The sequence below is a fragment of the Niveispirillum sp. FG156 genome (assembly GCF_057809555.1).
The window spans coordinates 1-13719 of the sequence record NZ_JBMDKE010000050.1; the positions used below are offsets into that span (position 1 = coordinate 1).

Here is a 13719-nt window from a genome sequence, read left to right on the forward strand (position 1 = left end):
GCGGCAACATCACCAACCTGTCGGGCAAGGCGCTGGTGATCAATGGCGGCAGCGGCTCTGCGGGTACCCTGACGGGTGGTTCGATCACCAGCACGGGCGCCAATGTGGTTCTGGCGTCGGGCAATCTGCTGCTGGGTGACGCTGTCAATGTCGGGTCGAACAGTCTGGTCAATAGCGGCGCCAGCGTGCAGCTGGCAGGGGCGCTGTCGGTCACCGGCAATTACAGCCAGACGGCGGGCGTGCTGAATGTCGGCAGCAATATCCTGTCGGTCAGCGGTGCGGCGAACATCACGGGCGGGACCATCGCGGCCAACCTGTCGGCGACGGGCAATTATCTGGTGGGCAGCGGCGGGACCCTGGTGTCGGCGGGCGCCGGGTCCAGCTATAGCGGGGCGAGTATCGTTGTCGGCGGTGTGACGGGCCTGAAGGCTGTCAGCACGGTGTCGGGCAACAGCCTTCTGATGTCGTTCGCCAACAATTATGTGGGCGGCAGCCTTTCCGCGATCAACAATACGGGCAGCCTGAGCGCGGCGACGGCGGTCTATATCGCCTCGACGGGTAATCTGGGGGCGCTGAACAATAGCGGGACGATCAGCGGCAACATCACCAACCTGTCGGGCCGGGCGCTGGTGATCAATGGCGGCATCGGCTCTGCGGGTACCCTGACGGGTGGTTCGATCACCAGCACGGGCGCCAATGTGGTTCTGGCGTCGGGCAATCTCTTGCTGGGCGACGCCGTCAATGTCGGGACGAACAGTCTGGTCAATAGCGGCGCCAGCGTGCAGCTGGCAGGGGCGCTGTCGGTCACCGGCAATTACAGCCAGACGGCCGGGCGCCTTGACGTCAATGGTAATGTCCTGTCGGTCAGCGGTGCGGCCAGCATCACGGGCGGCACGGTGGCAACCACCCTGTCAGCATCGGGTAATTATCTGGCGGGTTCACAGACCACGCTGGTCGCTGGCGGTGCGGGTTCCAGCTATGCGGGTGTTGCTGTCAGCGGCAGTGTGACCGGCCTGATTGCCAGCGGGGCCACAAGTGGCAACAATCTGGTCCTGGCCGCCGCCAACAACTATATCGGCGGCAGCCTGGGCAACCTGACGAACAGCGGCAGCCTGAGCGCGGCCACAGCCCTTTACATCGCTGCCAGTGGCAGTCTGGGCACCCTGACCAACTCTGGCACCATCGCCGGTGATATCCTCAACCTGTCATCGCGCGATCTTGCGATTGTCGGCGGGGCGTCGGCAGCGCCTGGGTTGCTCACTGGCCGGAACGGTGCGGTGGGCCGTATCGTCAACCGGTCGTCCGACCTGCGTTTCCTGTCGGGTGATATGCGCCTGAACAGCGCCATCGACGTCGGTACCGGCAATGTCGTGAATGCCGGGGCCACATTGCGGATCGACAGCCCCATCAGCATCACCGGCAATTTCACACAGACGGCCGGCGCGCTGGTCTTTGGCATAGGGTCCAGCACGACATATGGTTCCCTGTTGGTCAGCGGTACATCGGGTCTGTCGGGCGGCACTGTGACACTGACGCCGATTACCGGCACTCCCTTCACGTCGGGCCAAACCTATACAATCGTGCAGTCCGGCGGGGCCATCAGCCTGGGCAGCCTGAGCTTTACGGCGGGGGGCTTCAACATCACGCCCTCCATCGTATCGGCGGAAGGGGGCAACAACCTTATCGTGCAGTTACAATCCAACTTCACCGAGGTTGGTGTTGATACCGGCGGCGCGGCTGTCGGCACCGGCGCGGCGCTGGATCAGATCGCGGCCCTCACCTCCGGCAACACCGCAGCGGTGGCGGTGCAGACGCAGGTGTTGACGCCGTTGGCGCAGTTGAGCGCCAGCCAGCAGCAGGAAGCCATTACCCAGTTGTCACCCAACCAGCTTACGCCACAATTGTCTGTTGTCCTGCCGGCGCCCGCATCCGCTGCGGTGGCGCAACGTCAGCAGGTGACGTCCAACGCATTGGAATCCGGTGAACGTGGTCTGGCGGCCGGTGGTAGCGGGGAGAAAGGGGCCATTTGGGGCCAGCTTCTGGGCAATAATGTCTGGCGGGGTACCTCCGGCAACGCCGCCGGCTATAAGGGGGACACTGCCGGCTTGATCACCGGCGTCGATTGGTTCGCCACCGAGGAACTGGCCGTCGGTGCCGCGTTCAGCTGGATGCGCAGCGATACAGACGGCCGTGGTCCGATGACCGGCAGTTCGACCAAGATCAACTCCTATCAACTCACCACCTATGCCACCTGGCGGCCCGAATGGGCGAACGGACGCCTGTCCGCGGGTGCGCAAGTCGGGGCTGGATACAATGACTTCAACCAGAAGCGTTACATCCAGTTCCTGAACCGCGAGGCAAAGGCCGATTACGGTGGCAAGCAATATCTGGGCAAGGTTGATGTCGGTTATGACCTGATCAAATGGGGCGAACAGGTCATCACCCCGAAATGGAGCTTGCGGTCCGTGCGTCTGGTCAACAAAAGCTATACGGAGACGGGTGCCGGTGCCGCTGATCTGCGGGTGATGAGCGTGCATACCGACGCCCTGACCCAGGAATTGGGCTTCCAGGCCAAGACCGGTTTCAGCAGTGTCCTGGGGCCGACGACGCTGGACCTGGAGACTGCCTGGGTGCATGACTATTTGCAGGGGCCAATCGCCACGACCGGCGTTCTTGCCGGGGTTACCTTCTCCAGCATCAGCGAGCGGCCGGCCGCCGATGGCTTGGCGGTGCGGATTGGCGCCACAGTGGCGCATAGCGACGCGGTGGATTTCCGACTAGAATATGGTGGAGAATGGCGCCAGAAATTCCTCAGCAACACCATCATGACAAGGGCGACCATTCGTTTCTAATCCGGAGCCCAAAGCCTTGCGTTCCTGGTGCACGGCTTTGGTCTGCCGACTATCCAGATGCAACGGTTCCCGATGTCGGTGATCATTGCTCAGGCGGCGTATGAGGCGCGTACACTCATATCCAAGATTATTACTGGAAGAACCATGCTGACGAATCTGAAGTTGACAACGTCCAATCGCAAGCTGGCGATCACCGGGGCTTTGTTCCTGGGTATTGTCGCTGCGGCTATCGCCTTCTCCCTGGCGGCCACGAAGGACCGCGCACCGCCGCCTGCCGTCCCCGCCGCCGAAGGGGCGGCCGCCCCCGCGAATGCCGACCAACTCTGGTCAAAGGCCTGTGCCAAGGACCAGAACGGGGCAGACATCTGCTTTGTCGAACAGTTCGCCGTAGCGCAGCCCCAGAACGTCGTACTTCTGCATGTCCGGATCGGCTATATGGGTCCCGAGGGTAAGCCCCGGATGATCCTGGCCGCGCCGAATGGCGTGTTGCTTCCGGGTGGGTTAACCCTGACCCTTGATCAGAATAAGCCGATCCTGTTGCCGTTCAGCACGTGTGATGCCAGTGGCTGTCTGGCGGCGGTGGATATGGACCGGGATGCCCTTAATCAGTTCACGGCGGGCAGAATATTGATGGTCCGCTATGTGCAGGGAAACAACAGCCCCATTGATATTCCGATGCAGATGGCCAATCTCTCCAACGCATTGACAAATATCTCCGCGAAATAGGCTGGCGTCTCCATGAATACAACTCCTCCGCAGCAGCAGATATCCATGGAGCAGGCGCTGGCCCAGGCGCACGCGCATTGGAATGCCGGTCAGGCCGATCAGGCCGAGCGCCTGTGCCAGCATGTCCTGGCGATCTGGCCCGGACAGGCCGATGCTTCGCATCTGATGGGCCTGATGGCCCATGCCTATGGCAATCTGCCCGTCGCCATCGATCATTTGCAACGCGCTTGTCAAACCCCTCGCGCGCCCGCAACTTATCTAAGCAATCTGGCCGAAATGTGCCGCCAGGCGGGACGGCTTGCCGAAGCGGAGGCGGCGGGTCGGCGGGCCATCGCCATTGATCATGGCCTTGTTGCCGGATGGAACAATCTGGGCATCATCCTGCAGGAGGCCGGCAAGTTCGACGAAAGCCTGACCTGTCTGGAACAGGTTGTGGCGTTGAAACCAGACTATGCAGAGGCGCAGAATAACCTGGCCAACACGCTGAAGCGGCTGGGCCGTCTGGGCGAAGCCAGGCAGCATTATGAGGCGGCACTGCGTCTTGCGCCCAACTATGCCGAAGCCCTCTCCAACCTGTCCAATCTGGCGACGGATATGGGACAGGCCGAGGAGGCGCTGACCTATGCGCGTCAGGCGATCGACATCAATCCGCGCCTGGCCGATGCTTATATAAATGCCGCCGCCGCCGAACAGTCCCGTGGCAATGATGTGGAAACGCTGCGCTGGGTGGACAAGCTGCTGTCCTTCCATCCCCATCATATCGGCGGACTGTTGGTTCGTGCCGTGCCTTTGCGTCACCTGGATCGGCTGGATGAAGCCGTGGAGGCGGCGCGGCGGGCGGTAACGCTGGCCCCGGAGAATGGGGAGGCGCATGTGGCGATGGGGGAGGCCTTACAGGCACTGGGCCGAACCGACGATGCGCTGGCCGCGTATGAGCGTGCCGCCAAGCTGCCCGGACTGGCGCTTGAAAAAGCGATGGTCAATCGCGGCATCTGCCTGATGGAAATTGGAGAGACGGCGGCGGCACGGGTGGCCTTTGAGCAGGCATTGGCGCTGTTTCCCCGGTCGGTCTCGGCGCGGTTCAACCTGTCCGATATTGTTACTTTCCAAGCTGGCGACCCGGCCATTGCGGCGATGGAGGCGTTGTTGACGCCTGATGCGGTTCAGGGCCGCAACGACCGTATCGCCCTGCATTTCGCCCTGGCGAAGGCATGGCTGGACAGTGGCAATGACGAGCGGGCCTTCCATCATTTCAATGAGGGGAACCGTCAGAAACGCGCGACCTTCGCCTACGACGCCGACGCCGTGGAACGCTGGACACAATCCATCGTCCATGCCTTTCCGGCGTCGGTGTTCGCTGACCCGGACATCGGTGCGGGAGAGGCAGGTGATGACCTGCCCGTGTTCGTTGTTGGCATGCCGCGGTCTGGCACCACCCTTGTGGAACAGGTTCTGGCTTCGCATGGACACGTCCATGGTGGCGGGGAATTGTCGACGCTCAACCGCATCCTTGACCGGGTCGGCCCGTACCCGGCCATCGTCGAACAGTTGACCGCCGCTGGCTTCGCGGCCATTGGACGTCAATATATCGATCATGTGCGTCCCCTATCCAACGGCAAGCGCCGCTTTGTGGATAAGATGCCCTCGAACTTCCTCTATGCCGGTATGATCGTCCGATCCATGCCGCAGGCCCGCATCATCCACGTCCGGCGCAACCCGGCGGATACATGTTTTTCCTGCTATACCAAGCTGTTCACGCGCGAGCAGCTATTCTCTTATGACCTGACGGAGATTGGCCGTTTTTATCGTGCTTACGAAAGGCTGATGGCCCATTGGCGCAGCGTGCTGCCGCCCGACCGGTTCATCGAAGTGGATTATGAGGAACTGGTTGGCGATTTCGAGCCGCAGGCGCGGCGCCTGATCGACTTCCTGGGATTGGACTGGGATCCCGCCTGTACCGACTTCTACAAGACGAAGCGCATCATCCGCACAGCCAGCCTCAATCAGGCACGCGAGCCCTTGTTCACGCGCAGCATCGGCCGGGCCGGACGCTATGCTGCCTATCTGGGGCCGCTCTTGACCGCACTCGGCATTGAAGAGGTTCCCGTGATCACGGAGAAGCCGGCGAAGGCAGCCAAGCGGACCCCCCGGCCCGCAAAGGAACCGGTCCGCTCGGCATAGGGGCGTCTCCGTCTGCTTTCCAGCCGAATGACAAATTGCGCGCAGTAGAGATCACCTCATGGATAGTAAAGACATTGAGCTGAAGGTCCAACCCTTGCTGGCGGCTGGCCGAGGCGCGGAGGTGGAGGCCATGGTCGCGCCCATGTTGGCCAATGGCGGCGGACCGGCCCCTTTGTGGGCCATGCTGGCCCAGGCTTTCCGGGTTCAGGGGCGGATCGCCGATGCGGCCAAAATCCAGGAGATGCTGGTCGAAGCCCTGCCAGGGCATGTCTCCACCCGTTTCGATCTGGCCGAATCTCTGTTATTGATGGGGGAGTTCGAGAGGGGGTGGCGTGAATATAGCTACCGCTACAGCCTCAATCATACCTACCGGATCGAGCGCAAGGTGCAGCGTCCCCGGTGGGACGGTCGACCGATACCTGGCAAGGTCCTGCTGATCCATGATGAGCAGGGATATGGCGACACGTTCCAGTTCATGCGCATGGTCGCCTGGGCAAAAGCCCGCAGCGGGGCCCAGGTGATCCTGGAGGTCAATCACGAAACCCAAAGTCTGGCGTCCCGGATGGGTGGCTTCGATGCCTTGACCCTGCGCGGGGAGTTGCCGCCCGCCTTCGATCTGCATTGCGAGATGATGAGCTTGCCCATGGTGATGGGCCTGAAAATGTCGGACCTGCCGGGGACCATCCCCTACCTGTCCCCTGATCTTGATCGTGTGAAGCATTGGCGCAAGCGATTGGCGGGGGTGAAGGGGCTGAAGGTGGCCATGGTCTGGGCAGGGCGGCCCACCCATTTCAATGATGCGAACCGGTCCATGACGCTGGCGGGCCTGGCACCGCTCGCCCAGGAGGGGGTTAGCTTCCTGTCCATCCAGAAAGGGCCGAGCGAGGGAGACGTGGCCCGACCCCCGTCCGGCATGAACATCATCAGTTTGAGCCCCGAAATCAGGGATTTCGAGGATACGGCCGCCATTCTGACGGTCGCCGACCTGTTGATCTCCGTTGACAGTTCGCCCGTGCATCTGGCCGGGGCGCTGGGTCGGCCGGCCTGGGTGATGCTGCCCTTCCTGCCTGACTGGCGTTGGCTGTTGAACCGGGAGGATACGCCCTGGTACCCGTCTGTACGCCTGTTCCGGCAGCCTTCATGGGGGGATTGGCAGGGTCTGCTGCAGGGCATGGCGAAAGCATTGGTGCAGTTGCGTGCCGCCGGGCCGACAGGAAAACGCCCATGATCCGACGGGCGCACGGGCTGGCTATCCTGTGCCTGTGTCTTCTGATCGGGGGCTGCGCCATCCAGGACCGGCAACGGCAGGGACAGGGCCTGGCTTCGGCCGCTGGCTGGCAGTGGCGGACAATTCCGTCCGGCCCCTTTGATCTTGCCACCGCCAGCCGCCCGGCACACGCCCAGGCTGGCACTGCGGCACCGTTGGTCGTCTATATCGAAGGCGACGGCTTCGCCTATCTCAGCGCCACCCGGCCAGCACAAGACCCGACGCCAGTCGATCCCGTGGCCCTGCGTCTGGCTCTGGCGCACCCCGGTGACGGGCCGGTGGCCTGGCTGGCCCGACCTTGCCAATATACGGGCATCCGTCCCCCCTGCGCTTCCACCTATTGGACGGATGCCCGATGGGCGCCGGAGGTGATCGACAGTGCCGGAATGGCATTGGACCAGCTTAAACGCGATGCGGGTGCGGCAAGGCTGGTGCTGGTCGGATATTCCGGTGGCGGTGCCCTGGCGGCCTTGCTGGCCGAGCGGCGCGATGATGTTGTCGCCCTGGTAACCGTTGCCGCCAATCTGGACCTGGACAGTTGGGTGCGCGCCCATGATCTGGCCCCGCTGAGCCGGTCGGTCAATCCAGCGACCGCAGCCGCAGCGCTGGCGTCCTTGCCACAGATCCATATCAGTGGTGGCCGTGATATGGTGGTTGGCCGTGAGGTCTTGAGGGCCTTTATGGATCGGCTGCCGGCTACGGCCCCCGCCCATGTGCTGGATATTCCCGATCAGGATCATGGTGGCGGCTGGGCGGATATCTGGCCGACCCTGAGCCGGCGTTCAGAGTTCCAATCCCTTCCCGGATGGTCTACGCCGCCCGGCGGCGGTTGATCCGTTTCAGGCTGGTTTCTCCTGCCCCTGGATCAGAGCGGCGAAGCCAATAGCCATGAACGGGACCAGATCGAACAATACCCGGGTTTCCGACAGCACGCCGGCAATGGGCAGCGACAGCACGATCAGGCTGTGTGCCAACCCCAGGCCCAGATAGCGGCGCCCGAGCCGCCGGGCCAACAACCCCGTCAACACCAGCGGGGCCAGCAGCAGAACCACGATCAGAATATTGAACTCCATGGTCGGGTGCCGGAAGGCATCGATAAGATAGGTCATGTTGTCTTGCAGATGCGGATGGACACTCCGTCTCGCCATTTCCGGCATCCCGAACAGGTCTGGCCCGATCTCCCGTTGCAGCAAGGCAATCCGCAACCCCTGAACCAGCAAAGCTCCCCCGACCAGACAGGCCAGGCCCGCCAGCGCCATGGACAAACGGGGACGGGCGCGATCCAGGATGGCGACCTGGAATGGGTAAAGGATCATCCAGGCGGCAATGAAAAACGCACTTTCACGGTTCAGGATCGAGACGCAGAACAGCCCTGTCATCCACCGCCAATCCTTATCGGTCAGGACGAAATAGCAGAACAGGGTGAATGATAATAATTCGCCACCATCCCAAATATAATGCCAACGGCTGTTGATCAAGATCATGCAGAGAATGTGAAAGCACAGGAAGGCTATCCACGCCGTCCTCACACCATAAAGCCGGTATGCCGCGACCAGCATCGCCAGCCCGGCCAGGAAATACAGACCGATCGTGTAAAGAACATAGGCAGACTTGAAGCTGCCGATCGGTCCCGACAGCAACTGGACCGCCCACGGACCCAAGATGCGGCTTTGATAAACCTGCCAGTGCGGCATGCCCGCTACCACCCCTTGCGCGGCAGCGATGGAATCGCCGTAAGCGGCCCCGATGATGGTGACAATCATGCGGAACTGGGCGACAGCCCCCAACAATGCCGCCAGGGTCCAAGAAATGCCATGTGCCTCGACAATATGCAGAAAAAGCCGCCGATCCATTCTTCCTCCCGGGGCGCCGTTTTACGGTCGATGGCGCGCGCGAAATCATACCAACGGTGAAAATTTTTGGCCGTTCGTATCCGTGTCGACTGGCGCGGTGTCGGTATCAGATGCCCAAAAACACGCTACGCTATCTCCCTTGGTGTTGCCGTTCAACATCCAATGGTAGGCGATATGCTTGATCACGTCCCTTGCGGTGGTGTGGGAGCGGCGTGATCATCGCGCGATCCGGCTTATCTGGCCGGTTGCATCATGCAGCCACGGCGGACAGCATGATGATGGGATCATCGCTGAGTGGGGCGATTGTTTCCAGTGTCATGTAGCGGGCGCGCTGCAAGGTCCATTCATCGTTCTGTTCCAACAGGATAGCGCCAACAAGCCTTATGATGGCGTCCTCGTTTGGAAAGATGCCGACCACTTCGGTTCGGCGCTTTATCTCGCCGTTGAGCCGTTCGATGGGGGTGGTGCTGTGGATCTTGGCCCTGTGTTCGCGGGGAAAGGTCATGTAGGCCAGCACGTCATCCTCGGCCTCGTCCAGCAGGGTGGCCAGCTTGGGCACCTTTGGTCGGAGCTGGTCGGCGACCTGCCGCCATTGCGCCCTGGTCGCGGTGGCATCGTTCTGGGCAAAGGCGGTGCCGATAAAGGCTGCCACGACACGCCGGCCTTGATGCCCTCGTGGGCGTCAGAAATGACCAGCTTCACGCCCTTCAGGCCGCGCCGCTTCAGCTTGCGTAGGAAATCGGTCCAGAAGGTTTCGGCCTCTGACGCGCCGATATCCATGCCCAGAACTTCGCGCCGCCCGTCATTGTTGACGGCCATGGCGATGGTCACGGCCACCGAGACGGTGCGCTTGTCCTGGCGGACTTTCACGTAGGTGGCGTCGATCCACAGATACGGCCAATCACCCTCGATGGGCCGTTCCAGGAAGGCCTTCACCCGGTCGTCGATATCGGCGCACAGCCGGCTCACCTGGCTCTTGGAAATGCCCGACATGCCCATGGCCTGCACCAGATCATCGACGGAGCGGGTCGAGATGCCCTGGATATAGGCCTCTTGGATCACTGCCGTCAGCGCCTTCTCCGCCATGCGCCGGGGCTCCAGGAAGAACTGCCCTTGCGCAGCTTGGGGATGCGCAGTTCCACCGTTCCCGCCCTGGTTTCCCAGTCCCGCTCGCGGTAGCCGTTGCGCTGAACCAGCCGGTCCGCCGAGCGCTCGCCATGCCCGGCAGCGGTCAGCCCCTGGACTTCCAGCTCCATCAGCCGCTGCGCGGCAAAACCGATCATTTCCCGCAGAACATCCGCGTCAGCCCCTTTTTCCAGCATGCTGCGCAGTGCCATCATCTCTTCGGTCATCGTGGTCACCCTCGGTTGGGCTTGTGTTGTGGTGACCAGACTTTACCGAAGAACCACGATCACTGCCCGCCGGGGCAGACACTCTGGCCGGCTACACCGACCTCCAGGTCTGCCCCGGCGACAGCGCTCATACACCACCCAAAGGGACGTGATCGCCTGTGTGTTTTGATGTACATGAGAATGTGTTGCGTAAATGGGTACAGGAACTTGCATCCGACCCTGGGTTGCCTTTCCGGGCCAAGGCCAGATGAAGCCTTAGGAGTTGGAGATCCAACGTTTAGCGGGGCTGAAAGCGGAGCGCTACATCCTAAAAAATCGGCCGCCTGCTTCGCGAAGGACAATATATGAGGCTCGTCTTCATCGCAAAGTACCGAGGGATCTGCTGGAGGTATGGATGTGCGGGGCGCTCAGTATTTCGCGGAGTGGTTTCCATGCTTGGCTCGTCCCGGCGCGTCTGCGAGTATGACAGGATAGGAGCCAGAGTGCAGGCAAGCCATATCGGCATCGATAGGACTTATAGTGCCTACAGCGTCTGGCGGTACCTGTTGGCCGAGGGAATTGCCTGCTGCCTGCATCGGGTTGAACGACCGATGCAGGCAGCAGGGACTGCGTGCTAGGCCCCCGCGATCGAGGATTGCCGCAAGACCAGGGCGAGCGGACGGTCATTGCCTGCGACCGACCGGATCGCCAGTTTACGGCCGACCGGCCCAACCAGAAATGGGTGGCCGGTGCTGAGACTGGCGGGAATGTCCGGAATCTCAGTCGGTCAAATCCTGCCCCGCATCTAACACTTAAGCCACTGATTCCAAACAGGAATCAGCGGCTTTTTGCTGTCCGCAAAAAACACCCCAAAACATCGCCTAGCTACCATAGCGCACGGCCCGGCCCGAACGGGCGGGCTGGAAAGCTGCAGACAAGACGGCATGGGCATAATTCAATGCCTCCATGTCCAGCCCCAATCCGCCCGCCCAAGCTGCCGACACCTTGCCCGCCGATCTGGGGGCGGCCCATGCGCTGATCCTGACGTTGCAGGGGGAATTGGCGGCGTCGCGCCAACAGGCCGGCGAACGGGCGATCGAGATCGAACGGCTGCGCCTGGCCCTAGCCAAAGCCCGGCGGGAGCTTTACGGCCAATCCTCCGAGCGGGGCCGGCTGCTGATGGAGCAGTTGGAACTGCAACTGGAGGAGTTGGAGGAAACCAGCGCCGAGAATGAGGTGGCCGGCGAACTCAGCATGTCCATTTCCGTCCCCACCCCTGCCGGCACGCCGCGCAAGCCGGCCCGGCGACCGCTGCCGGAGGCGCTACCACGGGAACGGATCGTGCATCCGTGGCCTTGTGTCTGCGAGCGCTGCGGCGGCGATGCCTTACGCAAGATCGGCGAGGATGTGCTGGAAAGCCTGGAATGCGAACCCCGCCGCTGGAAGATCGTACAGCATGTGCGGGAGAAGTTCGCCTGCCGGTCCTGTGAGACGGTGAGCCAAACGCCGGCCCCATCCCATCCGATCCGGATCCCGCAAAGGCCATGGACTATGCCTTGAAACATTGGGGCGCCATGACCCGGTTCCTGGAGGATGGGCGCATCTGCATGTCGAATAATGCCGCCAAACGCGCCCTGCGCGGTATCGCCGTCGGACGCCGGTCGTAAAGTTTGCTGAGCAGAAGGACGCCATCATGGATTGATTTGCCCGGTCTAGCCAAGGGGCTAGGTCAGCCAACGATTGGCGCCGCCCCCTTTGCTGGTCAGGCCGTGAAGAAATCGGCCCGTGCCTGCCCCTGCGGGTCGTAGACCGGTTCGATCAGGTCGACGCGATATTTCCGCGCTTCGGCGGCCGTCATCCCGGCCCTTTGCAGCAAACCCACCATGGTGCTGTAGGCGGGGGCAGCGAAATGGGCACGCAGCGCCGCCTCGTCCCGCCATTCCTCAAACACGTTCACGCGGGCGGTGTTCTTGTGATCGGCACCCCAGCTATATTCCACGCATCCATCCTCCGCCAAGGCCTCCTGGATCAGAGGATCGGCATCGCTCAGGAACTGCGCGCGCAAAGAGGGATCCACGTCCAGCGTGGCCATGATGACAATCGGCATGATGATGTCCTTGATAGGGTGGTCAAAGGCTGGGTGGCGGGGCGGCGGGATCGTCCTTCAGGTAATGATCGACCCAGCGGTGGAAATACTGGTTGCCGCGTTCATTGCGGCCAAAGGTGACATGGTCCAGCGCGCCGGATTCCAGCCCCTTCTGGATGGACAGGCCCAGCACATAATCTTCCTGATTGGTCACATCGCCGAAGAAGCTGGCCATCATGGTCATCTTCTCCCGCTCCGCCTCATCCGCCGGGGCATTGGGCGTGACATAGGTCAGGATGGTGCGGTTCTGCCCTGGCGTTGACCCCGGCAGCAGCAGGGCGATCTGCGCGATCTCCGGGGCGACGAAGATTGACAAGTTGGGGAACAGGGTCCGCACGAAATCGTACCCGTCATTCTGATGCCGGTGCCACTCCTCCTGCGGCACCTCGCGCAGCTTGCCGATGCTGCGCTGGGGGAAGCCGATGCGCAGATGCGGCCCGAACCCCTCGAAATGCATGATGTTGGAAAAGGTGCGCGGATGCACCGTCTCCGGATGGGCGGTCGCGAAATGATAGCCCTCCAGATAGCCATCATAGGCGATTTTCCAGTTGGCCCCGAAAATGTCGCGGTTGCCGCAGAAATGCCAGTTGGCAAAGCCCAGGCTTTCCAGATCGTCCAGCATCCCGCCCAGATATGATTTCACATCGATATCCAAGCCCGGCGTCAGGATGACGAAGATCATCCCGGCCAGTTCCTGACAGGGCAGCTGTTTCAGGCGGTGGCAATTCTTGTCCACCTCCCCGAACTTCGCCCTTTCCGACACGGCGAACAGGCGCCCGTCATTATGGAAGGTCCAGGCATGATAAGGGCAGGAGAAACGGCTGGCCGTTCCCTGGCCCGGCTTGACCAGGGGCGACCCGCGATGGGTGCAGACATTCAGCATGGCGTGAACCTGACCGTCGCGGTCGCGGGTGATCAGGACGGGCACGTCCATCACCTCCATCGCCTTGTAGTCCCCCGGCTTCGGCAACTCTATCGACAAGGCCAGCATCTGGGGCAGGCGCTTGAAGATCAGCGCCATTTCCCGCTCGAACCGCGCGGGGTCCAGATAGTCGCTGGCCGGTACCTTCAGGATGTCCGCCGCCTGATCGGTGGTCTGCGTCTCCACATAGGTGAGCATCGCTTCCACCGACCGGTTGATCTGTTCCGCCAGCGCCGTCATTTCGCTCCCCATTGCGCGCGCCACAGATGGACAGGCAGGGCATGATCCGCCGCGCACGTCACCTGTGATGATTTATGATTCATACGTCATCGTCACCATCGCGGGTGCCCTTGTCAAGCCGGGTTTCGGGTGTTTCCGTGAAATTGCCGGATTGGTCGTAATCGCCCGCTTCGCGCTTGACAGGGCAGGGGTCCTGTGACG

The 13719-nt window shown here is 62.0% G+C and carries 9 protein-coding genes and 3 pseudogenes; 8 read left to right on the forward strand and 4 right to left on the reverse strand.

All coding sequences use genetic code 11. The features are described from left to right. The 5 genes from ACODSP_RS24655 to ACODSP_RS24675 all read left to right on the forward strand — a co-directional run. Positions 1–2852, forward strand: a 2852-nt coding sequence (locus tag ACODSP_RS24655; RefSeq protein WP_488968183.1) for an autotransporter outer membrane beta-barrel domain-containing protein, incomplete at its 5' end; no start/stop codon positions are given. A gap of 72 nt (positions 2853–2924) precedes the next feature. Next, positions 2925–3578 (forward strand): invasion associated locus B family protein, encoded by a 654-nt coding sequence (locus ACODSP_RS24660; protein WP_488968184.1) that lies wholly within the window; start codon positions 2925–2927, stop codon positions 3576–3578. 12 nt (positions 3579–3590) lie between these two features. Continuing rightward, positions 3591–5759 (forward strand): tetratricopeptide repeat-containing sulfotransferase family protein, encoded by a 2169-nt coding sequence (locus ACODSP_RS24665; RefSeq protein WP_488968185.1) that lies wholly within the window; start codon positions 3591–3593, stop codon positions 5757–5759. Between the two features lie 58 nt (positions 5760–5817). Next, positions 5818–6987, forward strand: coding sequence for a glycosyltransferase family 9 protein (locus ACODSP_RS24670; RefSeq protein ID WP_488968186.1), 1170 nt, complete (start codon positions 5818–5820; stop codon positions 6985–6987). Then, positions 6984–7859, forward strand: a complete 876-nt coding sequence (locus ACODSP_RS24675) for an alpha/beta hydrolase (protein WP_488968187.1) — start codon at positions 6984–6986, stop codon at positions 7857–7859. The genes ACODSP_RS24670 and ACODSP_RS24675 overlap by 4 nt, the downstream gene beginning before the upstream one ends. 6 nt (positions 7860–7865) lie before the next feature. Here ACODSP_RS24675 and ACODSP_RS24680 read toward each other — a convergent pair whose 3' ends face one another. Together ACODSP_RS24680 and ACODSP_RS24685 are read right to left on the reverse strand one after the other, a co-directional pair. After that, positions 7866–8879, reverse strand: a complete 1014-nt coding sequence (locus tag ACODSP_RS24680) for a hypothetical protein (RefSeq protein ID WP_488968188.1) — start codon at positions 8877–8879, stop codon at positions 7866–7868. Positions 8880–9129: 250 nt separating this feature from the next. Beyond that, positions 9130–10231: pseudogene (locus tag ACODSP_RS24685) on the reverse strand (IS256 family transposase). Between the two features lie 167 nt (positions 10232–10398). Here ACODSP_RS24685 and ACODSP_RS24690 point away from each other — a divergent pair. The 3 genes and pseudogenes from ACODSP_RS24690 to ACODSP_RS24700 form a co-directional block, all read left to right on the forward strand. Next, positions 10399–10958 (forward strand): annotated as a pseudogene (locus tag ACODSP_RS24690) (IS3 family transposase); the annotation flags it as partial. 218 nt (positions 10959–11176) lie between these two features. Continuing rightward, positions 11177–11770, forward strand: a complete 594-nt coding sequence (locus ACODSP_RS24695; RefSeq protein ID WP_488968189.1) for a transposase domain-containing protein — start codon at positions 11177–11179, stop codon at positions 11768–11770. Further along, positions 11746–11874 (forward strand): annotated as a pseudogene (locus ACODSP_RS24700) (IS66 family transposase); the annotation flags it as partial. The gene ACODSP_RS24695 and the pseudogene ACODSP_RS24700, both read left to right, overlap by 25 nt. Before the next feature lie 98 nt (positions 11875–11972). Here ACODSP_RS24700 and ACODSP_RS24705 read toward each other — a convergent pair. Next, complete coding sequence (locus ACODSP_RS24705; protein WP_488968190.1) at positions 11973–12317, reverse strand: putative quinol monooxygenase; 345 nt, start codon at positions 12315–12317, stop codon at positions 11973–11975. Positions 12318–12339: 22 nt separating this feature from the next. Continuing rightward, complete coding sequence (locus ACODSP_RS24710; protein WP_488968191.1) at positions 12340–13518, reverse strand: aromatic ring-hydroxylating oxygenase subunit alpha; 1179 nt, start codon at positions 13516–13518, stop codon at positions 12340–12342. Between the last annotated feature and the right edge of the window lie 201 nt (positions 13519–13719).